Origin of the sequence: Neisseria animalis, assembly GCF_900636515.1 — a bacterium.
In the GTDB taxonomy this organism is placed as follows: domain Bacteria; phylum Pseudomonadota; class Gammaproteobacteria; order Burkholderiales; family Neisseriaceae; genus Neisseria; species Neisseria animalis.
In genome coordinates this window covers 2,131,798-2,154,520 of record NZ_LR134287.1, presented here as the reverse complement: position 1 = coordinate 2,154,520, position 22,723 = coordinate 2,131,798, and the positions used below count along the sequence as shown (strand labels likewise).

General features: G+C 53.9%; 20 protein-coding genes. 7 read left to right on the top strand and 13 right to left on the bottom strand.

Features of this window, described 5'->3' with window-relative positions:
• Window positions 1-43: 43 nt before the first annotated feature.
• Window positions 44-1,084, bottom strand: coding sequence for an AbrB family transcriptional regulator (locus tag EL111_RS10000; protein ID WP_231998385.1), 1,041 nt, complete (start codon window positions 1,082-1,084; stop codon window positions 44-46).
• Between EL111_RS10000 and EL111_RS10600 the strand changes: the two genes are divergently transcribed.
• A complete protein-coding gene (locus tag EL111_RS10600; protein ID WP_148071161.1) occupies window positions 1,073-1,297 on the top strand; it encodes a hypothetical protein in 225 nt (74 codons plus the stop codon). The genes EL111_RS10000 and EL111_RS10600 overlap by 12 nt on opposite strands.
• 137 nt (window positions 1,298-1,434) lie before the next feature.
• Here the strand turns inward: EL111_RS10600 and EL111_RS09995 are convergent, their stop codons facing one another.
• From EL111_RS09995 to EL111_RS09985, 3 genes are all read right to left on the bottom strand, one after another.
• Window positions 1,435-2,931: a tripartite tricarboxylate transporter permease gene (locus EL111_RS09995; RefSeq protein WP_123795145.1), complete on the bottom strand. Its 1,497-nt coding sequence runs from the start codon at window positions 2,929-2,931 to the stop codon at window positions 1,435-1,437.
• 9 nt (window positions 2,932-2,940) lie between these two features.
• Window positions 2,941-3,378, bottom strand: a complete 438-nt coding sequence (locus EL111_RS09990; protein ID WP_123795144.1) for a tripartite tricarboxylate transporter TctB family protein — start codon at window positions 3,376-3,378, stop codon at window positions 2,941-2,943.
• A 252-nt stretch (window positions 3,379-3,630) separates the two neighbouring features.
• A complete protein-coding gene (locus EL111_RS09985; protein WP_123795143.1) occupies window positions 3,631-4,629 on the bottom strand; it encodes a Bug family tripartite tricarboxylate transporter substrate binding protein in 999 nt (332 codons plus the stop codon).
• 280 nt (window positions 4,630-4,909) lie between these two features.
• On the opposite strand from EL111_RS09985, the gene EL111_RS09980 reads away from it, so the two are divergent.
• Window positions 4,910-6,655, top strand: a complete 1,746-nt coding sequence (locus tag EL111_RS09980) for a Na/Pi cotransporter family protein (RefSeq protein WP_123795142.1) — start codon at window positions 4,910-4,912, stop codon at window positions 6,653-6,655.
• 27 nt (window positions 6,656-6,682) lie between these two features.
• Here the strand turns inward: EL111_RS09980 and EL111_RS09975 are convergent, their stop codons facing one another.
• Window positions 6,683-6,976, bottom strand: coding sequence for a GIY-YIG nuclease family protein (locus tag EL111_RS09975; protein WP_231998384.1), 294 nt, complete (start codon window positions 6,974-6,976; stop codon window positions 6,683-6,685).
• The gene (locus EL111_RS09970; RefSeq protein ID WP_123795141.1) at window positions 6,977-7,864 is read right to left on the bottom strand and encodes a LysR family transcriptional regulator; all 888 of its coding nucleotides are present in this window, start codon (window positions 7,862-7,864) and stop codon (window positions 6,977-6,979) included.
• A 284-nt stretch (window positions 7,865-8,148) separates the two neighbouring features.
• Here EL111_RS09970 and EL111_RS09965 point away from each other — a divergent pair, with 284 nt between their 5' ends.
• Window positions 8,149-8,799 carry an NAD(P)-dependent oxidoreductase gene (locus EL111_RS09965; RefSeq protein WP_123795140.1) on the top strand — a complete coding sequence of 217 codons (651 nt, stop codon included), beginning with the start codon at window positions 8,149-8,151 and terminating at the stop codon, window positions 8,797-8,799.
• A gap of 96 nt (window positions 8,800-8,895) precedes the next feature.
• Window positions 8,896-9,390 (top strand): nuclear transport factor 2 family protein, encoded by a 495-nt coding sequence (locus EL111_RS09960; protein WP_123795139.1) that lies wholly within the window; start codon window positions 8,896-8,898, stop codon window positions 9,388-9,390.
• A 391-nt stretch (window positions 9,391-9,781) separates the two neighbouring features.
• On the opposite strand, the gene gluQRS is transcribed toward EL111_RS09960, so the two are convergent.
• A complete protein-coding gene (gene gluQRS / locus EL111_RS09955) occupies window positions 9,782-10,696 on the bottom strand; it encodes a tRNA glutamyl-Q(34) synthetase GluQRS (RefSeq protein WP_123795138.1) in 915 nt (304 codons plus the stop codon).
• 273 nt (window positions 10,697-10,969) lie between these two features.
• Here gluQRS and EL111_RS09950 point away from each other — a divergent pair, with 273 nt between their 5' ends.
• A complete protein-coding gene (locus EL111_RS09950) occupies window positions 10,970-12,655 on the top strand; it encodes a DUF3616 domain-containing protein (protein WP_123795137.1) in 1,686 nt (561 codons plus the stop codon).
• Between the two features lie 382 nt (window positions 12,656-13,037).
• Here EL111_RS09950 and carB read toward each other — a convergent pair whose 3' ends face one another.
• The 4 genes from carB to EL111_RS09930 all read right to left on the bottom strand — a co-directional run bounded on the left by carB (window position 13,038) and on the right by EL111_RS09930 (window position 19,330).
• The gene (gene carB, locus EL111_RS09945; RefSeq protein ID WP_123795136.1) at window positions 13,038-16,250 is read right to left on the bottom strand and encodes a carbamoyl-phosphate synthase large subunit; all 3,213 of its coding nucleotides are present in this window, start codon (window positions 16,248-16,250) and stop codon (window positions 13,038-13,040) included.
• 327 nt (window positions 16,251-16,577) lie between these two features.
• Entirely contained in the window at window positions 16,578-17,711 is a 1,134-nt protein-coding gene (gene carA, locus EL111_RS09940) for a glutamine-hydrolyzing carbamoyl-phosphate synthase small subunit (RefSeq protein ID WP_123795135.1), read from the bottom strand.
• Window positions 17,712-18,004: 293 nt separating this feature from the next.
• Window positions 18,005-18,811 (bottom strand): 4-hydroxy-tetrahydrodipicolinate reductase, encoded by an 807-nt coding sequence (dapB, locus tag EL111_RS09935; RefSeq protein WP_123795134.1) that lies wholly within the window; start codon window positions 18,809-18,811, stop codon window positions 18,005-18,007.
• Between the two features lie 69 nt (window positions 18,812-18,880).
• The gene (locus EL111_RS09930) at window positions 18,881-19,330 is read right to left on the bottom strand and encodes an outer membrane protein assembly factor BamE (protein WP_123795133.1); all 450 of its coding nucleotides are present in this window, start codon (window positions 19,328-19,330) and stop codon (window positions 18,881-18,883) included.
• Between the two features lie 215 nt (window positions 19,331-19,545).
• Between EL111_RS09930 and fur the strand changes: the two genes are divergently transcribed.
• Window positions 19,546-19,983: a ferric iron uptake transcriptional regulator gene (fur, locus tag EL111_RS09925; protein WP_123795132.1), complete on the top strand. Its 438-nt coding sequence runs from the start codon at window positions 19,546-19,548 to the stop codon at window positions 19,981-19,983.
• A 378-nt stretch (window positions 19,984-20,361) separates the two neighbouring features.
• Here fur and EL111_RS09920 read toward each other — a convergent pair whose 3' ends face one another.
• Window positions 20,362-20,562, bottom strand: a complete 201-nt coding sequence (locus EL111_RS09920) for a hypothetical protein (protein WP_123795131.1) — start codon at window positions 20,560-20,562, stop codon at window positions 20,362-20,364.
• A gap of 1 nt (window position 20,563) precedes the next feature.
• On the bottom strand, window positions 20,564-21,622 hold the full coding sequence (gene tal, locus EL111_RS09915; RefSeq protein WP_123795130.1) for a transaldolase: 1,059 nt from the start codon (window positions 21,620-21,622) through the stop codon (window positions 20,564-20,566).
• A gap of 102 nt (window positions 21,623-21,724) precedes the next feature.
• Between tal and EL111_RS09910 the strand changes: the two genes are divergently transcribed.
• A complete protein-coding gene (locus EL111_RS09910) occupies window positions 21,725-22,699 on the top strand; it encodes a KpsF/GutQ family sugar-phosphate isomerase (RefSeq protein WP_123795158.1) in 975 nt (324 codons plus the stop codon).
• Window positions 22,700-22,723: the final 24 nt, after the last annotated feature.

The window sequence follows — 22,723 nt, the reverse complement described above, 5'->3', positions numbered from 1 at the left end:
TTATTTTATGCCGGGGCAAAAATGCAGACGGCATCAGACAGGGTTATTTGCTGAAGCGTTTGGCAAACAGCCGGTACAGCCAGCTTGCCGCGCCGACGATGGTAATCATGCGGGCAACGTGGAACGCGGTAACCAGCGGCACACCCAGTTGCAGCACTTTGGCGGTAATCGTCATCTCTGCCACGCCGCCGGGTGCAAACCCCAAACCCAAAGTCGGCAGGGCAATGCCGGATACGGGAGCAAGCAGCAGAGCAAGCCCCCAAGTCAGCAGCAGCCCGATGCAGACGCTGACGGCGGTTACGGCAAGCAGGCGCGGGGCGGTGCGGAAAAAATCGGGTGCGAATTTTGTGCCCAAAGTCCAGCCGATGAGCAGTTGCCCGGCGGCGGACAATTCTTTCGGTACAGCGGAGAGGTGGATACCCGCTGCCGTCAGCATGATGGCGGCCAGCAGCGGGCCGAATGTCCACGGGTTCGACCAGCCGCGCCGTAAAAACAGCCAGCCGAATCCGCCGCACCACGCCGCCAACAGCAACAGGCCGACGGGGTGGACGGCAGGATTGATGGTTGCCGCGCCATTGTCCAAGCCGTGATAGCCTTGGAATTGGTAGAAAAACGGCACAATGGTCACAACCAGCAATACCCGCAATGAATGTGCGGCAACTACTTTATCGACACGCGCGCCGTTTTGCGCCGCCAGCACCGCCATTTCGCTTGCCCCACCGACAGCGGAGGAAAACCATGCGGTGGTGAAGTCTTCATCGGTGAAACGGTGAATCAGCAGCGTTCCTAAAAGAGTCAGTACCAGCGCAAACGCCATGCCGATTATGAGCCACAGCCAATGTTCGGCAATCAGGGCAATCATCTGCGGGGTAAAGTAGAGGCCGAGCGACATTCCGATAACCGCCAAGCCCGCCTGCCTGCCGCCGGGCAAGGTGCGGATGGTAATGCCGTTGATGCTGAGTGCGGCACTGGTCAACAGCGGACCGAGCAGCCACGGAATCGGCAAGCCGAGCCTGTTTGCCAGCAATGCGCCGCAAAAAACGGCGGTAAAGCCGGCGAGGGTAAGGAAAATATGTTTCATCATCGGCATTCAAGCGGGGTAGGGTATTTTACAGACGGCATGGGAAAGTATAGCGAGGCAGATAAGAAAGATACAAGGCAGCAAGGTGCGGTTTATGTTGTACCGTTTTTCATTTTAAACAATTTTGTTGCAAAAGGCCGTCTGCAAAATGAACAAATGGCGGAGAAGCGGTATGACGGGCAAACGCCACGCCTTGTGTCTTATCCGGCGATATAGTCGAATAAAATAAGAATGAGACAAGGCAGCGAAGCCGCAGACAGTACACATAGTACGGCAAGGCAAAGCAACGCTGTATCATTCTTATTTTAAATGACTATAAAAAACAGCCGCAAAAGCGGCTGTCAGGTACGGTATCAGGCGGTTTGTTTGCGGCGGCGCAGCCAGCGGAACACCGGCAGCAGCACCATAACCACAGCCAATACCCACAATACTTTGGTAATCGGTCCTTCAAACAGAATGCCCAAATCGCCTTGTGAAATCGACAATGCACGGCGCAGGCTGGATTCCATCAGCTCGCCCAAAACATAACCCAAAATCAGCGCGGAGAGCGGGAAGTTGAGCTTACGCAGGAAATAACCCAGTACGCCCAAACCAACCATCAGAATCAGGTCGAACGTGGTGCTGTGAATCGCATACACGCCGACAAAGCTCACGGCGGCAATGGCGGGAATCAGAATGTAGTTCGGCGTATTGAGCATACGGGCAAACAGTCCGACCAGCGGGATATTCAGCAGCAGCAGGATAATGTTGCCGATAAACAGTGAGGCAATCAGACCCCAAACGATGTCGGGCTGCTCGTTGAAAAGCTGCGGGCCGGGCGTGATGTTGTAGAGCGTCAGCGCACCCATCATCACGGCGGTGGTGCCCGAACCGGGTACGCCCAGCGTCAGCATCGGAATAAACGAGCCGCAGGCGGAAGCATTGTTGGCTGCTTCGGGTGCGGCAATACCGCGCAAGTCGCCTTCACCGAATTTGCCGTCTTTGCCGGCAAGTTTTTTCTCGTTGGTGTAGGTCATCGCACTGGCGATGGTGGCACCCGCGCCGGGCAGGATACCGACCACAAAGCCGACCACGCCGCTGCGAACCATCGTGCCGAAGCTGAACAGGAACTCTTTCAGGTTAAACAAAGCACGTTTGCCCTGTTCCAGTGCTTTTTGTCCTTTTTCGGTATGCTCCAGCATAATCAGAATTTCGCTGATACTGAAAAAGCCGATAACGATGGTGGTAAACTGGATGCCGTCTGAAAGATTGACCGAGTCAAAGGTAAAACGGTACACGCCGGTAACCGCGTCCACGCCTACCGTGGCGAGTCCCAAACCGATGAGCGCGGCAACCGCGGTTTTGACGGGCTGGTCGCCAACCAAACCGCTCAAGCAGGTAATGGCAAACACCATCAGTGCGAAGTATTCGGCAGGGCCGAAAGCTACCGCCCAGTTTGCCAACAACGGCGCAAACAGTACCACGCCTACCGTGGCGATGGTACTGCCGGTAAAGGAGCTGACGGCAGACAATGAAAGCGCGATGCCCGCTTTACCCTGCTTGGCCAGCGGATAACCGTCGAGCGTGGACATAATCGCCGCCGCATCGCCGGGTACGTTAATCAAAATCGCCGAAATCCGACCGCCGTATTCGCAGCCCAGATAAACCGCAGCCAAAAGAATCAGCGCCGATTCGGGCGGCAGCCCCAAGGCATAGGCAAAGGGCAGCAGAATCGCTACGCCGTTAATCGGCCCCAAGCCCGGCAGCATGCCGACGATGGTGCCCAAGAATGCGCCGAAGAGCGCCAACATCAGGTTTTGCGGCTCCAAAGCCACCGCAAAACCGCTCATCAAAAAGTTTAAAGTGTCCATGCGTATTCCTTATCCGAAAGTACCGACGGGCAGCGGTACATCAAGCAGGATGTCGAACAGCAGGTACAGCCCCACACCCAAAACAATACCCGAAATCGCGCTGGCAAACGGGCTGCCGCCAAACAGTTTGCCGACCACAAACGCCATCGCCGCCGTTGCCAGCGGAAAACCGAGCAGTTCGAATACCACACCGTACATCAGCAGCGCCAGCAGGCAGATGCCGAGTTTTTTCAACAGCGGCGGCGTATAGCCCAAATCAACGGTTTCGCGGATAGGGCGCACCGCCAGATACAGGCAGCATACCGCCAACAGCGACAGAAGTAATACCGGATAAGGACGAGGTCCTAAAGGATCGTAGGCAATCGGTGCAGTATAGCCCCATGCCAGATAGAGCAGGAAGATGGCTGCCGTAAACAGCAGGCCGGAAAAATATCGTTCCAAGTTCATGACATGAATCTCCGAATAGAAGAGGGTTGAGCAACTTTTGTTTTAAATTTGCAGACGGCCTGATTGCCGTGCAACAGGCCGTCTGCAAACGCTTTATTGTTGATATGAGTTTGGGATAAGTATTTACCTATTTGATTTAGAACATCAACCCGACTGAAAGCCGAAAGACTCCATTATGACTGCTTAATGCGGAAATAAAGGGCTACGGATTCCGGTTGCTCGACAGGGCTGCTGTTTTACCCCTCGTCCATATTATTGATTGTTCAACTCAAACTCTTGAGAAAGCTTACGCATTTCATCGGTGGTTTTAATCACATACTGCTGCAATTCTTCGCCGGTCATAGAGAACGGCAACAAATCGCGGTTGGCGCGAATTTCAGCAAATTTTTGATCCTTCAGCATGGTGTCAAATTGGGTTTTCCACCATTGGTAAGATTCTTCGCTGACTTTCGGGCCCATATAGTAACCGCGGATAATCGGCCACTCTACGTCAAAACCTTGCTCTTTGGCGGTAGGAATATCGTTGAATTTGCCTTCCAAACGGTCGGGAGCGAACACCGCCAATACGCGGATTTTGCCCGATTCGATATGAGAGGAAGCTTCAGCTATGCCGCTACTGATTACGCTGACATGGTTGCCCAAGACGGCAGTAGTTACTTCCCCGCCGCCCTCAAGTGCGACATAGGCCATATCTCTCGGATTGACACCGGCAGCTTTCGCCACCATCGCGGTTTGCATCCAGTCTTGACCGCCTACGCTGCCGCCAGCACCGAAGCTGATGGATTTAGGATCTTTCTTCATCGCGTCGACCAAGTCTTGCAGGTTTTTCAGCGGCGAATCGGCGTTAACCGCTACCATACCGTAATCCGTACCCACGGCTGCCAGCCAGCTTACGTCTTTTTCCGTGTATTTGCCGAACTTTCCTTGCGCCAAATTCAGCAGCGAGCCGGTGGAAAAGGCAATAATCGCATCATTGTTTGCCGGATCGTTGGCAACGATTTTGTTATACGCCACCGCGCCCACACCGCCCGGCATATAGGTTACGCGCATCGGTTTGGACAAGAGGCCGGTGTCTTTCAGGCCGCTTTGCGCCAGTTTGCAGGTCAGGTCGAAACCGCCGCCCGGTTTGGCAGGGGCGATACATTCGGGTTTCTTGGGCTCGCCGACTTCGGTTGTGCCTTTGTTGCAGCCGCTTAAGGCCAAAACACCCATCAGAGCGGCACCAAGCAAGGTAGAGGATTTGTGTAACATAAGCTTCTCCAACTTTTATTGTTGACAATGTTTGCAAAAATTAAAGGAATGCTTAAAGTTTGTCAAGATTGTATTGTTAACAATTTAACTAACAAAGTGCTTGTATTTCAGTAGGTAATAAAATTACAATCAGCTTTTTTTATTAAAAGGCCGTCTGTAATTTTGGCAAGCCGTATTTTGCAGACGGCCTTTGTGATGTTTGTGTCATCAAATGGTAACTTATGTTATCTTTGGCGGTATTCAACATTCAAAAAATAACAATTCTCAAAAAGGCAGAAACATGAATACCCGATACCTCCGCTATCTGCTCCTGCTGCCGCTGGTGGCCTTGGCGGTAAGTTTTGCGTACAGTCCGTCTTGGTTGCAGTTGTGTTATGGTTTGGCGTTATTTTTATTCGGTATGCAGTGTATCGAAGACGGCCTGCACAGCGTCGCAGGCGGCAAACTGTCGCGCTGGATGGAGAAGTCCACCACCACGCCGCTGAAAGGGGCGTTGTTCGGCATGGGGGCGACATTTGTGCTGCAATCCAGTACGCTGGTGTCGCTGCTGACCATCGCTTTTTTGAGTACCGGCATGATTGCGCTGGCAGGCGGTATCGCGATTATTTTGGGCACGAACTTGGGGGCAACCAGCGGTATTTGGCTGCTGGCGGCGGTAGGCAAAAGCGTGAGTCTCAGCCCTGTGGCCGTGCCCATGCTGGTGTTCGGCATTCTGATGAGCTTTTTCAACAGCAAGATTAAGGCTGTCGGGCGCGTATTGGTCGGGATTGCTTTGATTTTTCTCGGTGTGGATGCGATTAAAGAAGGTTTTCAGGCGTTTGGCGCGGACATGGATTTCAGCAAAAGCCAAGTCGGGGGTTGGGCAGAGCCGTTGATTTTCTTTACCGTCGGGCTGTTGCTGACCGTGGTGCTGCAATCTTCACACGCTACGCTGATTCTGACGCTGGCGGCATTGGCCGGGGGGCAGGTGAGCCTGATGCAGTCGTTTGCCATTGCTGTCGGATCGAACGTCGGCAGCAGTGCCACAACCGCGTTGGTGGGCATGCTGGGCGGTGACCGCAACGGTAAACGGTTGGCCTTGGCGCACGTGGTGTTCAACATCGTAACCGCAGTATTGTCGCTGATATTGTGGTGGCCGCTGACGCAGATTGTTTTGAAACCCGGAGAGTGGTGGGGCTTGAGCCCGTTGATGCAGCTTGCCCTGTTTCATACCTTATTCAACCTGTTGGGGGTAACCGTATTCTGGAAGCAGCAGGAACGCCTTGCTGCACTCTTGCTGCGTTGGATTCCCGATAAGCCGGCCGAAGCGGAACTGACCTCAGCAGGCAGGGAAAAACCGGAGCCGGTCAAACCGCGCTATCTCAACGACAACGTCTTGCGCGCCACCGATACCGCGCTGCTCGCGCTGGCGCAGGAAACGCGCCATCTTGCCGAAATCAGCGTCGAAGCCGTTTGCCGCGCCTTGTATATTCCGCCACAAACTTTATATGAAGGCAGCGACCCCGAAGGCAAAAATTTACCGCAGCCGCAAACGCCGCTGCCGCTGGACGCGCCGGAACTGTACGAATGGCATGTCAAGCCGCTGTACAGCGCGATTCTTGATTTTAGCGGCAAACTCGATTTGGAAGATGAAGAACAGCAGCAGCAACTGGCCAAGAGTTATGCCGCTGCTTGGCGGGTGGTGGAAATTGTCAAAGAAAGCAAACATTTGCAGAAAAATATGCAGCAGTATCTGGCACAGCCCGACAGTGCTGCCGCCCGCGATTACCTGCGTTTGCGCCGCCATGTTTTCAAAACCCTGAACCTGTTTCACCGGATTTATGATATGGAGCACGGGGAAGCCAGAAGGGAAAAAACCAACCAGCTTTCGGTACACACCGAAACATTGGAAACCTTCCGCGGACGCGTGATGGTGAAATTGAGGAATAACGAGCTGAACGGCTGGCAGACTTCCTCGCTGCTGAACGACATCAACTATGCCCGCAGGATTGGTCGCGGCGTATTGGAAATTTTAGAAGAAGCATAAGGCAAAGGCCGTCTGCAAATTCAGGTTTCAGACGGCCTTTATTTCGTTTGCTTCGGCGGCTGCCCACAAATCCCGTTTTTTGTCTGTTGCCAGCTTTTTCACTTCTGCCTCGCGTTTTAAGGCGGTGCTTTTGTCCATGCCGTCTGAAACGATTCGCATGGCAAGCGGAGGGTGGGTGCGGGTGTATTTCGCGCCTTTGCCCTGCCGGTGGGCGGACAGGCGTTCGGCGGGGCGGTTGCTGATGCCGCAGTAGAGCGAGCCGTTCCGGCACAGTATCAGATAAACGCACCAGTTTGGCTGCATCGGTTCGGGTGTCTCCATTCAGACGGCCTCCTGCGCGAAACTTTCTTGGATGATGCGGACGGCGGCTTCGGTTTTGGCGGACTGCACGCGGTAGGGTGTGACCAGATAGAGGTTGACCGCGGGCAGCATCCAATCGGGCAGCACGGTTTGCAGACGGCCTTGCGCCAGCAGCGCACCGATTTCGCCGCTGACTTGGCAGGAAAGCCCGATGCCGGCAACGGTCAGGCTGCGGACGGCGGCGATTTGGTTGCAGTGTATGCCTGTGGAAAGGTCGATCAGGCGGCTTTCGCTGTTTTTGTGCAGGGTGATGTGGGGCGTACCGAAATACAGCCAGTGGTGGGTGCGGAGCTGTTCGGGACGGGTAATCGGCGGGTGTCGTGCCAGATAGCTTGGGCTGGCGCAGATTTGGAAATGCCATGTTGTCAGATGGCGTGCCACCAAGCCGGGGTCGTCGAGCGCACGGTCGCCGCCGCGTATGGCGAGGTCGAAACGGCTGCTGTGCAAATCATCTAATGCATCGTTGAAATGCAAAACGGGGCGGATGCGCGGAAATTCGTTTTGCAGCCGCATTAAGGCCGTCTGAAAAGCAGGACAGTCGATAACGGAAGAGGTCAGGGAAATATGCAGGTCGCCGGCCGGCTCGGTTTTCAATGCGCCTATGGCAGCATGGGTGTCGGAAAGTGTGCGGCTGAGCCGGCGGCAGTATCCGCCCAAGGTTTGTCCGGCATCGGTGGGCGTAAGGCGGCGCGTGCTGCGGTTGAGCAGTTTGATGCCGTGTACCGATTCGAGCCGGTTGATGTGTTGGCTGACGGCAGAGGGAGTCATGCCCAACGCAGCGGCGGCGGCGTTCATGCTGCCGTGTTCCAATACGGCGGCAAAAACCAGCAGGGGTTTGATGTCTTGCATTTCAGACGGCCTATTATGTAGTTTTACTTAATAATATAAACAGTAAAACAGGGCTTATCAAGTATTTCGGACGGCCTTACAATGAGCGCATCTATAAGTCATCTGAAATATGAATGATACAGCGTTGCGGCACCTTGCTCAAAGAAGGGGCTTGACTAAGCTGCCGAAGCAGCCAGTCCGCCGACCCGTACTATCCGTACTGTCTGCGATTTTGCCGCCTTGTCTCATTCGTATTTTATTCGACTGCAAATCAATACGGCATCATGCCGGAAAAGGAGACAAACATGAAAATCGCAGTAATCGGTGCAACAGGTACGGTAGGTAAGGCGGTCGTGAAAGAGGCTGCGGCACGCGGACATGAGGTAACGGGGTTCGCTCGTAATGCGGACAAAGTGCAGCAGGGCGGCAATATCAGGGCAGTCGCATTTGATGTCAATGCGCCGGACTTTGCGGAGCAGCTCAAAGGATTCGATGCGGTGGTCAGCGCGTTTAACGGCGGTTGGGACAATCCGAACGGCGGTGCGGACTTTGCCAAAGGTGCGGCGGCGATTACCGAAGCGGCGAAAGCGGCGGAAGTACCTTATCTGTTGGCAGTCGGCGGAGCGGGCAGCCTGTATATCGAGCCGGGTGTGCAACTGATTGATACGCCCGAGTTTCCGAAAGAGATTTACGACGGTGCGAATGCCGCGCGCAACTGGCTGAAGGATTTGCAGCAACGCCGCGATGTGAACTGGTCGTTTATCTGCCCGCCGCCTGCTTTTGAGGGCGACATCGACACCCGCAGCGGCAGCTACCGCACAGGCAGTAACGAGGTGCTGTTTACCGGCAGCGAACTTGCCAACATCTCCGCGCCCGATCTGGCTTGTGCGATTGTGGACGATGCCGAACGCAAAGGTCATCTGTTCGAGCGTTTTACCGTGGCAGAAGCCGTTTGATTTTAAATTTGAAATAAAAATACGCCGTCCGGCAGACAAGGATAGGTTTCAGACGGCCCAATCCTTCGTTTACTTGAATGACAGAAAGAATACGATATGATTAAAAAAACCGCTTTAACCCTCGTTGCAGCCTTGGTTTTGGCTGCGTGTTCCCCGGCTCAAACAGCTACGGTTCCGTCCGCTGCCGAAACCGGTGCGGCGGTACAAAGCCAAACCGAGCGCAACAAAGCCAATGTATTGGCATTTTACGAAATGGCGTTCAACCAACACAAAGTAAAAGAGGCAACGGAACAATACGTCGGTGCGGAATATCTGCAGCACAATCCGGACGTAGCCGACGGCGGTCGGGCATTTATCGATGCGTTCGCCCCGTTTTTGAAAGAACATCCCGCCTCGCACGCCGAAATCAAGCGTGTGGCGGCAGACGGCGATTTGGTGTGGCTGCACGTCCACAGCAAAATGGATAAAAACGACCGCGGGGAAGCCGTAGTGGATATTTTCCGTTTGGACGAAAACGGTAAAATCGTCGAGCATTGGGACGTTATCCAAGCCGTGCCGGAAAAAACCGTCAGCGGCCGCAGTATGTTTTAATCATTGATTTATCGACTTTTCAAACCAATCCGAGCGGATTGATTTGAGTATAAAAACAACAAAGGCCGTCTGCAAAACCACAATTTGCAGACGGCCTTTGCTTTTCGTTTTCATCATCAGAATAGATATTGTTGCCCATTCGTTTGATACAGCATTGCTGCACCGTATCTCCACTTATAGTCATTTAAAATAAGAATGATACAGCGTTGCTTTGCCTTGCCGTACTATGTGTACTGTCTGCGGCTTCGCTGCCTTGTCTCATTCTTATTTTATTCGACTATAAATGGAAACGGTTGTTTCAGCAAATCCATTCCGTTTGGAACAAAACGGCAAAACGCAGACGGCATGAAATGGCTTCAACCTCATTTGGAACCGGAGCAGGAACACCGTATCAAATAGAACTTTCCGTACATATCGCCTGTTTCGGCACCGCCGCCAGCCGCCAGTGTGCCACCGCCCAATCCAGCAACGCCCGCGGATGAGAAACCTCTGGTGCGGCAGGCAGGTTGAGGTATGCCGACACTTCGCGCAGCAAGGCTTCGCGGCGGCTCAAATCCAAAGCAGGAGCCAAAGTCTGCTTGGACCATTTCTGCCCCAAACGGTTGGTCAGCAGCGGCAGATGCGCGTATTGCGGTGTGGGTACGCCCAAACAGCGTTGCAGATAAATCTGGCGCGGCGTAGAAACCAGCAAATCCTGTCCGCGCACAATATGCGTGACCCCCTGATCCGCATCGTCTGCCACCACCGCCAGTTGGTACGCCCAAAAACCATCGGCACGCAACAATACAAAATCACCAATATCACGCTCCAGATTTTGAGCATATCCGCCGACAATGCCGTCTGTAAAACCAACAATTTCATCGGCTACGCGCAAGCGCCAAGCCGGAGCTTTCCCATTGTCGGACGGTCTTTGCGACGGCAGACGGCAGCGGCCGTTGTACACAAACCCGTCAGCCCCGCTCACGGCAGCGGCCTGCCAGTCCTTACGACTGCAATAGCAGGGATAAGCAAGCCCTGCATTTTGCAGACGGCCTAAGGCCGCCCGATATACTTCATCGCGCCGGCTCTGATAAACCGTTTCCCCGTCCCACTCAAAACCAAACGCTTCCAAAGTCCGTAAAATCTCATCGGCCGCACCCGCCATCTCACGCGGTGGATCAAGGTCTTCCATGCGGACCAGCCACCGACCGCCGTTGGCCCGTGCATCGGCATATGAAGCCAGCGCGGTCAGCAGCGAACCGATGTGCAACAAACCGGTAGGACTGGGCGCGAAACGTCCTGTGTAGGGGGGAGATGTAGGGGACATATAAGCGTGAGCAGTGAAAAGGTTGGAAAAGGTTTAGTTTAATGGAATTGGTTCAAGATTTGAATGGTAAGGCCGTCTGCAAATTTTTATTTTGCAGACGGAAATTTTGTAAAAAACTGTAATGTCATAAATTTGGTATCGTCTGTCGATTGGGTGAACGGTAAAATGCTCAACTTTTGATTTTAAACAGTTGAATATTATTTAAATTCATGTATTTATTAATAATCTGGCAGGTGTGGACAAATACTGGCCGGAGCTGAAAGTAAGTTTGATATGAACCAAAATGATTTAGACCCGCAATCGGAAAAGTTTGACCAAACCGACAGGGAAGGGGCAGATTTGCCTGTTGCGGAAGCTGTGTCCAAAGCAAATAAGCCGAAAAATAAAAAACGGGTCAAGAGAAGTAGAAAAACACCGGAAATCGGCACGAACAAGGGCGTGGAAACCATGTTCCGCAATGCGGTGCGCTCGGAAATGGAGCTGTTGGCACTTGCGGCCACCAAGGCCAATATTATGATTTCGCTCAATGGTTTTATCGTGTCGGCGCTGATGATTTCGGGGGCGTTTATCTTTTCGTCTTCGCCGGAGTTTTTGCTGCCGGCAACGGTGTTTATCCTGACGGCAACCGCCTCGATTATTTTCGCACTGCTTTCCGCTTCGCCGGAGCGTATCGGTAAAATCCAAGCTGCGCGGGCGTGGATGAAGGATGTCATGCAGCGCAAAGCCAAGCTCGGTGATTGGCGGGAACGCATTTTCCACCGCGACAGCCGTTTTTTCGATAAAACGCCGAATGTGCTGATCTACGAAGACCGGGTCAAAATTACCAAGCAGCAGTTTTGGGAAATGATGTTGGAAACCATGTCCGACCGGAAGGAGATGTACCAAAAAATGAGCGACCACCTTTATTGGCTCGGACTGATGGCCAACAAACAATTCAAATACCTGAATCTTTCTTATACGGTATTCCGTTGGGGGCTGCTGCTTTCGCTGGTGGCATTTGTCAGCGTGAAAAGTATCCCCGGTCTGGTTGCTCCTCAAAAAAACAATGCTGCCGAAATGCAGGCGGTGGGCCTGAATATGATGCAGGACGTGTATGAGCCTTCTGCCGTACAGCAGCTTCCGGACGGCAGGATTCTGGTTGCCGAGGACGAAGCGGCACATGCTTTCAGTATTATCAGCGTGGACAAAGAAGGCAGATTTGTGGAGGATAAGGCGCTGGATACGCGTATTGTCCGGGGATTCAAGCAGAAAATCAGTGATTTGGAGTCGCTGGCGCGCGACAACGACGGTTTTATATATGCGCTGACCTCCCATTCGCGCAACAAGCAGGGCGAACGCAAGTCTGACCGGGAGCGTCTGCTGCGCTTTAAAATCCAAGGCTCAAATGTCATCGGGCTGGGCAGTTACGATAAGCTGACCGAAAGATTGGAGTCGGATGAAAATCTGCACAAACTGATTGCAGCGCGTACCGATGCGGAAATCTCGTTCAGAGATGTCAATATCGAAGGAATGGCTTTTGATCCGGTCAAAAACCGGCTGCTGCTGGGCTTCCGCGATCCGGAGTTGAACGAAAAGGCACTGGTGCTTTACATCAGCAACCCCGGGCAGATGTTTGCCGAAGGTGCCGATCCGGTTTTTGCCGATGCCGCGGTTATCCCTATTTCCGGCGGCGGTATCCGCTCGCTCAACTATGATCCGGTATTGAAAGCATTTTTGATTACCAATGAAGTGAAAGACGAAAACGGCGACAAGTATTCGACGCTTTGGCGGTGGAGCGGTAATCCGGAAGATGAGCCGGATCATGTTTCCCTGCCCAATTTGAGGCATATGGTCAATGTCGAGGCCATGGATTCGGTTACAATCAACGGCAAACCGTATCTGCTGCTGATGAGCGACGAAGGGGATGCCGATAAGGGCGTTACCGCCAAATATATGTTGGTCGATTATCAAGACTTATAGCCGCGTGCAGGAAGCCGTCGGGCTGAGGCCTTTGCAAAATTCATGACAAGGGATTGCAGGGCGGGTTTTACACCCGCCCGTTTGCTTGGTTTTTTTGAAGTGGTAACTTTCAAGGTATTCGATTTTCAGGCGGGTGCAAAACCCGCCCCTACAATCAGTTTTGGCTCGTTTCCTGTTTTTTATAAAGGTCTCGGGCTGTTTGTGCTTGACGGGCAATCCCGTTTTTGTTTTCCGGCTGCATAGTGCGGAGGATATTTCTGAAATCTGCCGTCAGGCATATGGGGGTAGAATTTAAGAGAATTAATGTATTATCCCGAGTAAATAATGAAAGGCCGTCTGCAAATTGGATTTTGCAGACGGCCTTTGTTACCTGCCCGACCGATTATTTTTTCAGACGGCCGTGCAGTTCCTGCACGCTGTACACGCCCAGTGCGTTCAGGCTTTTCGCACCTTCGCTCATGGCTTCGCCGCCGGCGATGGTGGTGTATTGCGGCACGCGCTGGGTGAGTGCGCTGCGGCGGATGCTGTGGCTGTCGGCGATGGATTGCGCGTCGGAGGTTACGGTGTTGACCACCAGTGCGATTTCACCGTTTTTGATGGCGTCGACGATGTGCGGACGGCCTTCCAGTACTTTATTGATTACGGCGGTGTTTTCCAGACCCTGCTCTTTCAGGTAGGCTGCGGTGCCTCGGGTGGCCACCACTTCGTAGCCCAGGGCTTGGAAGTTTTTGGCGGTTTTCAGCAGCAGCGGTTTGTCTTCGTCGCGCACGGCGAGGAAGACTTTGCCGGATGCGGGCAGGCGTTCGCCCGCGCCGAGCTGGGCTTTCAGATAGGCTTCGCCGAAGGTCGCGCCCACGCCCATCACTTCGCCGGTGGAGCGCATTTCCGGGCCGAGGATGGTATCCACGCCGGGGAATTTGATAAACGGGAACACGGCTTCTTTGACGGCGTAGAAATCGGGAACGACTTCTTTTTCAATGCCTTGTTCTTTCAGCGGAATGCCAGCCATGGCGCGTGCGCCGACTTTGGCCAGCGGTATGCCGGTGGCTTTGGAGACGAACGGTACGGTACGCGAGGCGCGCGGGTTGACTTCGAGTACGAACACTACGCCGTCTTGTACGGCAAATTGTACGTTCATCAGGCCGACGACGTTCAGCGCGTATGCCATGGCTTTGGTTTGGCGGCGGATTTCGTCTTGGATTTCTCCGCTCAGCGAGTAGGGCGGCAGCGAGCAGCCGGAGTCGCCGGAGTGGATGCCGGCCTGTTCGACGTGCTGCATGATGCCGCCGATAACGACTTCTTTGCCGTCTGAAACGCAGTCCACATCGACTTCAATCGCATTGTTGAGGAAGAAGTCGAGCAGCACGGGGCTGTCTTCGGAAACCTGCACGGCTTCGCGCATATAGGTTTTGAGCTGCTCTTGCGAGTGTACTACCTGCATGGCGCGGCCGCCGAGTACGTACGACGGACGCACTACCAGCGGATAGCCGATTTCTTCTGCCAGAACAAGGGCTTCTTCTTCGTTGCGGGCAGTGCGGTTGGGCGGCTGGCGCAGGCCGAGGTCGTTCAATACTTTTTGGAAGCGTTCGCGGTCTTCGGCAGCATCGATGGAGTCGGCGGAGGTGCCGATGATGTTCACGCCGTTTTCCACCAGCGCGTTGGCGAGTTTGAGCGGGGTTTGTCCGCCGTAATGCACAATCACGCCCCACGGGTTTTCGGTGCGCACGATTTCGAGCACGTCTTCCAGCGTCAGCGGCTCGAAGTAGAGGCGGTCGGAAGTGTCGAAGTCGGTGGATACGGTTTCGGGGTTGCAGTTGACCATGATGGTTTCAAAACCGCTTTCGCGCAGGGCGAGGGCGGCGTGTACGCAGCAGTAGTCAAACTCGATGCCTTGGCCGATGCGGTTGGGGCCGCCGCCGAGAATCATCACTTTTTTATTTGCAGACGGCCTTGCTTCGCATTCTTCTTCGTAAGTCGAATACAGATAGGCGGTGTCGGTGTCGAATTCGGCGGCGCAGGTGTCGACGCGTTTGTACACGGGGTGCAGCTTCAGCGCGTAGCGGTGGGCGCGCACTTCTTTTTCGCTCAAATTCAGCAGTTGCGCCAAACGCTTGTCTGAAAAGCCTTTGCGTTTCAGACGGCGTAAGGCGGCGTAGTCCAAATCCTGCAAAGTGCCGTCTGAAACTTTTTGCTCTTCCCGCACCAAGTCTTCGATTTGCGCCAAAAACCACGGATCGATGGCGCAGATTTCATGGATTTCCTCCGCGCTGAAACCGGCGCGGAAAGCGTCGGCGACATACAGCATGCGCTCGGGGCCGGGGTTGGCGAGTTCGCGGCGGATTTCGGCTTTGTCGGACGAGCGGGGATTGAAGCCGCACAATCCGGTTTCCAAACCGCGCAGGGCTTTTTGGAATGATTCCTGAATGGTGCGCCCCACCGCCATCACTTCGCCCACGGATTTCATCTGCGTGGTCAGGCGGTCGTCGGCGGCAGGGAATTTTTCAAAGGCGAAACGCGGGATTTTGGTAATCACATAGTCGATGGAAGGCTCGAACGATGCGGGCGTGCGGCCGCCGGTGATGTCGTTTTTCAACTCGTCGAGCGTAAAGCCCACCGCCAGTTTCGCCGCTACTTTGGCAATCGGGAAGCCTGTGGCTTTGGAAGCCAGCGCGGAAGAACGCGATACGCGCGGGTTCATCTCGATGACAATCATCTCGCCGTTGGCAGGATTGACGGCAAACTGCACGTTCGAGCCGCCGGTGTCCACGCCGATTTCGCGCAATACCGCCAAAGAGGCGTTGCGCATGATTTGGTATTCTTTGTCGGTGAGCGTTTGCGCGGGGGCGACGGTAATCGAGTCGCCGGTGTGCACGCCCATCGGGTCGAAGTTTTCGATGGAGCAGATGATGATGCAGTTGTCGTTTTTATCGCGCACCACTTCCATCTCATACTCTTTCCAGCCGAGTACCGATTGCTCGATTAAAAGCTCGTGGGTGGGCGACGCATCGAAACCGCGTTCGCAAATCGCCAAAAATTCGTCTTTGTTGTAGGCAATGCCGCCGCCCGAACCGCCCATGGTGAAAGACGGACGGATTAGCGTCGGGAAGCCCACCTGCTCCTGCGCCGCCAAGGCTTCGTTCATGGTGTGGCACACGAAAGATTTCGGGCAGGAAAGGCCGATTTTTTCCATCGCCTCTTTAAAGCGGCCGCGGTCTTCGGCTTTGTCGATCGCGTCTTCCGTCGCGCCGATCAGCTCGACGTTATACTTCGCCAGCACGCCGTTGCGCGCCAAATCCAGCGCACAGTTGAGCGCGGTTTGGCCGCCCATGGTCGGCAGCACCGCATCGGGGCGTTCTTTGGCGATAATCTTCTCAACGGTCTGCCACATAATCGGCTCGATGTAGGTCACGTCGGCCATATCCGGGTCGGTCATAATCGTGGCAGGGTTGGAGTTCACCAGAATCACTTTATAACCTTCCTCACGCAAGGCTTTGCACGCCTGCGCGCCGGAATAGTCGAATTCGCAGGCTTGGCCGATAACGATGGGGCCGGCGCCGATGATTAAGATGGATTTTAGGTCGGTACGTTTAGGCATGGTGGGGTCTCTTTAAGAAACTGATTTAAAAAATTCTGAGTGATTAAAGATAACAAAAGAAAAATTTTCTTCGAGATTGCGTTTGTACTGGCCGGTTGGGGCAAAACACTTTACTGCAGCAGTTTTTTCTTAAATTTTTTATAAGAAATGTCTGCCTTTTTAATTAAAAAATAATATTGTTATCTGTTAAAACCAACAGGTTGGGCGGAGAAAAGGTGTTGTGGCTTGAGAAAGCCAATCTGCAGACAGGTTGTGCAGATTGTTATGGTTACCTTTCAGTTTGCAGACGGCCTTTTCCCTATTTAAGGCCGTCTGCAAATTGCAGCCTTACGCCTGTTTGGCCGCTTTCATGCTGTCGATAAACTTATCAAACAGATAGGCGACATCGTGCGGGCCGGGGCTGGCTTCGGGGTGTCCTTGGAACGAGAAAGCTACGCGGTCGGTGAGCTCGATGCCTTGCAGCGAGCCGTCAAACAGCGATTTGTGGGTGACTTTCACATTGGCGGGCAGGGTATCCGCATCGACTTGGAAGCCGTGGTTTTGGCTGGTAATCATCACTTGTTTGCTGTCCAAATCCTGCACCGGATGGTTGGCACCGTGGTGGCCGAACGGCATTTTGCTGGTTTTCGCGCCCACGGCGAGGCCGAGGAGTTGGTGTCCCAAGCAGATGCCGAACAGCGGTTTTTTGCTTTCCAGCAGTTCGCGGATGGCGGCAATGGCGTAGTCGCAAGGCTCGGGGTCGCCTGGGCCGTTGGAGAGGAACACGCCGTCCGGGTTCATGGCCAATACGTCTTTGGCAGGCGTTTGCGCCGGTACGATGGTCAGGCGGCAGCCGCGCTCGGCCAGCATACGCAGGATGTTGGTTTTTACGCCGAAATCGTAGGCGACGACATGGAAGGGCTGTTCGGCAGGCGTGGTAAAGCCTTTACCCAATTTCCATTCGCCCTCGTTCCATTCGTAGCTTTCGGTGCAGCTCACTTCTTTGGCCAAATCTTTGCCGACCATGCTGCCGAATGCGGCGATTAATTCCTGTGCTTTTTCTTCGGTGGCATCCGCGCCGGTCAGAATCGCGCCGGCTTGCGCGCCTTTGTCGCGCAGGATGCGGGTAAGGCGGCGGGTATCGATGTCGGCGATGGCCACGGTTTGGTTGCGTACCAGATATTCTTGCAGGCTTTCGGACGCTCGGAAGTTGCTGTGCAGGAGCGGCAGGTCGCGGATAATCAGGCCGGCGGCGTAAACGGCGCGGCTTTCCACGTCTTCGCCGTTGGTGCCGGTGTTGCCGATGTGCGGGTAGGTCAGGGTAACGATTTGTTTGCAGTAAGACGGGTCGGTCAGGATTTCCTGATAGCCGGTCATGGAGGTGTTGAACACGACTTCGCCGGAGGTTGAGCCGTTGTAACCGATGGATGTGCCGTGAAATACGCTGCCGTCAGCGAGGACGAGAAGTGCCGGTGTGGTCATGATGGGATTCCTGTCTTACCTGATATTTGTGAGTGAGGCCGTCTGAAAGATGTGTCGGCAAATTCAGACGGCCTTTGGGGAATGTGGGCCAAAAAAAACACGCCGTACTGCCGTTATGGCGGTATTGCGTGCTTTTCCGGTATGGCGTAACCGCTATACCGCAGAAGCAACGTATTTTAAGCGAAATCGGCAGTTTGTTCAAGAGCGAGGTGGGCGGCAGATGGGAAAAGCCGTCTGCAAAATGGGGATTTGCAGACGGCTTGAGGTGGAGATTCGGGGTGGAACGGCGGCCGTCAGGCTTTCAGGCCGAGTACGTCCTGCATATCAAACAGGCCGTGTTTGCCGTTTGCCCAAACTGCCGCGCGGACTGCGCCGGAGGCGAAGGTCATGCGGCTGCTGGCTTTGTGGGTGATTTCTACACGCTCGCCGTCGGTGGCAAACAGGGCGGTGTGGTCGCCGACAATGTCGCCTGCGCGGACGGTGGCAAAGCCGATGGTTGACGGGTCGCGGGGGCCGGTATGTCCTTCGCGGCCGTAAACCGCGCATTGTTTGAGGTCGCGGCCGAGTGCGCCGGCGATGACTTCGCCCATGCGTAAGGCGGTGCCGCTGGGAGCATCGACTTTGTGACGGTGGTGGCCTTCGATGATTTCGATGTCGTAACCTTCGTTCAGTACGCGGGCAACGGTGTCGAGAATGTGGAAGGTCAGGTTGACGCCGACGCTGAAGTTGGCGGCGAATACTACGCCGGTTTTTTCTGCGGCGGCTTGAATGGCGGCTTTGCCTGCATCGTCGAAACCGGTGGTGCCGATAACGATGTTTACGCCGCGTTCGACACATTTTTGCAGGTGCTTCAAGGTCGGCTCGGGGCGGGTAAAGTCAATCAGTACGTCGCTTTGCGCCAATACCGCATCTACATCGTCGCTGATGGTGATGCCGGTTTTCAAGCCGAGGGAAAAGCCTGCGTCCAAGCCTAACGCTTCCGAGCCGGAATGTTCGATTGCACCGCTTAGGACGGTGTCGGGGTGTTGGCTGACGGCTTCAACCAGTACGCGCCCCATGCGGCCGTTTGCGCCGGCAATGGCGACTTTTAATGCTGTCATGTCGTATCCTTGGATTTGAATGGTAAAGTTCCGGCCGCTTTGTTGCCGGCAGGCGGGAAACCCGTCCGTTTAGTCTGAAGTTTTGCTGTCGCGCGGGAATATCCGCTGCCACAGGGAGGTTTTTGCAGACGGCTTGGTGTCGGAACTGATGGAGTAGTATTGTCCGTTTTGCAGTGCGTCGATGGATTTTTGAACGGCATCGCCCTCTGCTTTGATTAAGGCATCGTCTTTAAAGTAAACCGTCAGGTTGCTTTGGCCGTTCAGAATGCCGTTGCGGCCGGTGTTGAAGGTGTAGTCCCAGCGGTCGGCATGGAAGGCATCGCGCAGCAGCGGCGTACCCAGCAGCAGTTGGACTTGGTCGCGGCTCACGCCCGGTTGCAGAGATACAACGGCGCGCGGGTCTAATTCGTTGCCTTGAATGACTTTCAGCTTGTAAGAGGGGAACAGCGATACGCGTTCGGCGGTGCAGGCGGAAACGCCCAACAGCACGGCAAGGGCGAGGCATAAGGTTTTGTTCACGGGCATACCTTTCTTGAGGGTATCGGCAGAAAAAGCATATCATCGCTTGAATATATTTAAAAAGCAAACGATAATCATCTGCATAGGAATTTTTTACCCGACTTCACACAATGAAATGGCGGTATTTTATTGAGCCGCGCTATCGCTTTATAGTGTGCAAGCGGACTAAAAGTGCGTATTATAACGGTTATTAGACCACAGGGGTATTGAATATTATGGAAAATAATTTCAACAACATTGCACAGTTGAAAGACAGCGGTTTGAAGGTAACCGGCCCGCGCCTGAAAATTCTGGATTTGTTTGAAACCCATTCCGAGGAACATTTGAGTGCGGAAGATGTGTACCGCATTTTGTTGGAAGAAGGTGTTGAAATCGGTGTGGCAACGATTTACCGGGTGCTGACCCAGTTTGAACAGGCGGGTATTCTGCAACGCCACCACTTTGAAACCGGCAAGGCGGTATATGAGCTGGATAAGGGCGACCACCACGACCACATCGTCTGCGTAAAATGCGGCATGGTTACAGAGTTTCACAATCCTGAAATTGAAGCGTTGCAAGATAAAATTGCCGAAGAAAACGGCTACCGCATTGTCGATCACGCGCTGTATATGTACGGCGTATGCGCGGATTGTCAGGCGAAAAACAAGCGTTAATCAAACGGTTATTTCATTTTGCAGACGGCATGAAAGGGATTTCATGCCGTCTGTATTTTATGGTGTTGGCGGTTTGTTTGGAATCGTGCTGACATTTTGAATACCAAATAAAACGTACACTCAAGGAGTAAACATGAAATTGCCGTTTATCGCTTGGCATGGCTTCATACAATGCTTTTTGCCGCTGATTTCAATCAGGAAACCCGGCAGAGAATGCGTTCGCATTACACATTCATTAAAGATAAACTGATTCAAGTGAAATATAGTCATTTAAAATAAGAATGATACAGCGTTGCTTTGCCTTGCCGTACTATGTGTACTGTCTGCGGCTTCGCTGCCTTGTCTCATTCTTATTTTATTCGACTATAACATTGACGGTCAGGCAGTCGGAACGGTTTTGCAGGAGCAGGGGTATTGCGGCGGGTTGGCGGTTGTTTCAACTTGAACAGCGGAATATGCGGCAGACGGGTGTTGGGTTTTCCAAGCAAACGACAATCTGTTGCTGCCGGTTGATTCGGTTTCAAACGTAAAAAGGCCGTCTGCAAAATTTGCAGACGGCCTTGACGGTTTCTCAATCAAATCATTCAGCCAACGGAGCAAGCAGCTTCTCAAACGCTTCTTCAAACTGTTTCAAACCGTCTTCCTGCAGGCGGACGGCCAAGGCTTCGACATCGATGCCGAGCTGTTCCACTTCCGCCAGTCGGGCATATTCCTGCTCCATGTTTTCCGTCAGCGTGGCTTTGGCCGTGCCGTGGTCGATAAAGGCTTTCAGCGTGGCATCGGGTACGGTGTTGACGGTGTGTTTGCCGATTAAGCTGTCCACATACAGCGTATCGGGATAAGTGGGATTTTTCACGCCGGTGGAAGCCCATAAGAGCTGCACGCGGTTTGCGCCTTTTTCAGCAAGGGCGGCAAATTCCGCGCTGTCGAAGAATGCTGCCCAATCTTGATAAGCGGCTTTTGCCAAGGCAATGGCGGTTTTGCCTTGCAGGTGCTCGGGCAGGGTGGTGTCGAGTGCGCCGTCCACGCGCGAAATAAAGAAGCTGGCAACGACTTGGAGATTGTCCGCCGGCAAACCTGCGGCGATGCGCTTGGCAATACCGCGTTGGTAGGCGGCGTAGGCTTTCAGCGTTTGCTTGCGCGAGAACAGCAGGGTCAGGTTGACGGAAATGCCGTCTGCAACCAACTGCTCCAATGCTTCCACTCCTTCGTCGGTGGCGGGGACTTTAATCATCACATTTTGGCGGTTGATGGCCGCGTGCAGCCGTTTGGCTTCGGCAACCGTGCCGGCCGCGTCTTTCGACAGTTCGGGCGATACTTCGAGGCTGACGAAACCGGTTTTTCCGCCGTTTGCTTGGTATTCGCCCGAGCAAACATCGCAGGCTGCCTGCACATCGGCAACCGCCATGATTTCGTAACGCTGTTTCGGCGTTAAGTCTTGTTGTTTCAGAGCCGCGATTTCATCGGCATACAGCGCGTCTCCGGCAAAAGCCTTTTGGAAAATAGCCGGATTGGAAGTAACGCCGCACACGCCCTGCTCCAGCATTTGTGCCAGCTCGCCGCTTTGAACCAGCGAACGCGACAGATTGTCCAACCAGATTTGTTGTCCTAATGCTTTAACGTCCGATAAAATAGTCATCTCTGAATCCTTTTTGTGTTGAGTAAGAATATACTACCCCGATTTGGCAACCTTGAACAGCGCAAACAATCCGGCGCACCAATTACATTTAGGGAAACAATGATGAATAACACCGAATGCTATCTGCCGTGGGCGCGCGATGTTCTGCATACCGAAGCAGAAGCCCTGCAGGAAATCGCCCGCAATCTTGACGACAGCTTTGTCCGCGCCACACAAGCCTTATTGGGTTGCACCGGCCGTGTCGTCATTACCGGTATCGGCAAATCAGGGCACGTCGGGCATAAAATCGCCGCAACCATGGCTTCAACAGGAACACCTGCATTTTTCGTCCACCCCGCAGAAGCCGCACACGGCGATTTGGGCATGATAGTGGACAACGATGTTGTTTTGGCGATTTCAAACTCAGGCGAAAGTGACGAAGTGTTGGCGATTATGCCCGCGCTCAAACGGAAAAACATCACCCTGATCTGCATTACCGCGCGCCCCGAATCAACCATGGCGCGGCACGCCGATATACACATTACTGCCGCCGTTTCCAAAGAAGCCTGCCCGTTCGGCCTCGCCCCGACTTCCAGCACCACGGCAGTGATGGCATTGGGCGACGCACTTGCCGTAGCTTTATTGAGAGCCCGCCAGTTTACACCGGACGACTTTGCATTGAGCCACCCCGCAGGCAGCCTCGGCAAACGCCTGCTGCTGCGCGTTGCCGACATCATGCACAGCGGCGAAGCCCTGCCTGCCGTCCCAAGCGGTACACCGCTGAAAGAAGCCATTGTACTCATGAGCGAAAAAGGACTGGGTATGTTGGCCGTAACCGATGGCGAAGGCCGTCTGCAAGGTGTGTTTACCGACGGCGACCTGCGCCGCCTGTTCCAACAGCGCGACACGTTCGCCGGACTGACCGTCAATGACATCATGCACACCAACCCGAAAACCATTACCGCCGACAAACTCGCCACCGAAGCCCTGAAGCTGATGCAGGCAAGCCACATCAACGGGTTGCTGGTTGCAGACGGCAACGGTATGCTTATCGGCGCACTCAATATGCACGATTTGCTGATGGCGCGGATTGTGTAGCCGTCTGCACCATTCCGCATCATG

Excerpts from the sequence above, each read along its gene's own strand:
- gluQRS (WP_123795138.1), bottom strand. The coding sequence starts at position 10,696 with ATGTCCCCTACATCTCCCCCCTACACAGGACGTTTCGCGCCCAGTCCT.
- EL111_RS10000 (WP_231998385.1), bottom strand. The coding sequence starts at position 1,084 with ATGATGAAACATATTTTCCTTACCCTCGCCGGCTTTACCGCCGTTTTT.
- EL111_RS09970 (WP_123795141.1), bottom strand. The coding sequence starts at position 7,864 with ATGCAAGACATCAAACCCCTGCTGGTTTTTGCCGCCGTATTGGAACAC.
- EL111_RS09960 (WP_123795139.1), top strand. The coding sequence starts at position 8,896 with ATGATTAAAAAAACCGCTTTAACCCTCGTTGCAGCCTTGGTTTTGGCT.
- carA (WP_123795135.1), bottom strand. The coding sequence starts at position 17,711 with ATGACCACACCGGCACTTCTCGTCCTCGCTGACGGCAGCGTATTTCAC.
- tal (WP_123795130.1), bottom strand. The coding sequence starts at position 21,622 with ATGACTATTTTATCGGACGTTAAAGCATTAGGACAACAAATCTGGTTG.
- EL111_RS09990 (WP_123795144.1), bottom strand. The coding sequence starts at position 3,378 with ATGAACTTGGAACGATATTTTTCCGGCCTGCTGTTTACGGCAGCCATC.
- EL111_RS09950 (WP_123795137.1), top strand. The coding sequence starts at position 10,970 with ATGAACCAAAATGATTTAGACCCGCAATCGGAAAAGTTTGACCAAACC.
- EL111_RS09910 (WP_123795158.1), top strand. The coding sequence starts at position 21,725 with ATGAATAACACCGAATGCTATCTGCCGTGGGCGCGCGATGTTCTGCAT.
- dapB (WP_123795134.1), bottom strand. The coding sequence starts at position 18,811 with ATGACAGCATTAAAAGTCGCCATTGCCGGCGCAAACGGCCGCATGGGG.
- EL111_RS09980 (WP_123795142.1), top strand. The coding sequence starts at position 4,910 with ATGAATACCCGATACCTCCGCTATCTGCTCCTGCTGCCGCTGGTGGCC.
- carB (WP_123795136.1), bottom strand. The coding sequence starts at position 16,250 with ATGCCTAAACGTACCGACCTAAAATCCATCTTAATCATCGGCGCCGGC.
- EL111_RS09995 (WP_123795145.1), bottom strand. The coding sequence starts at position 2,931 with ATGGACACTTTAAACTTTTTGATGAGCGGTTTTGCGGTGGCTTTGGAG.
- EL111_RS09975 (WP_231998384.1), bottom strand. The coding sequence starts at position 6,976 with ATGGAGACACCCGAACCGATGCAGCCAAACTGGTGCGTTTATCTGATA.
- EL111_RS09985 (WP_123795143.1), bottom strand. The coding sequence starts at position 4,629 with ATGTTACACAAATCCTCTACCTTGCTTGGTGCCGCTCTGATGGGTGTT.
- fur (WP_123795132.1), top strand. The coding sequence starts at position 19,546 with ATGGAAAATAATTTCAACAACATTGCACAGTTGAAAGACAGCGGTTTG.
- EL111_RS09965 (WP_123795140.1), top strand. The coding sequence starts at position 8,149 with ATGAAAATCGCAGTAATCGGTGCAACAGGTACGGTAGGTAAGGCGGTC.
- EL111_RS10600 (WP_148071161.1), top strand. The coding sequence starts at position 1,073 with ATGTTTCATCATCGGCATTCAAGCGGGGTAGGGTATTTTACAGACGGC.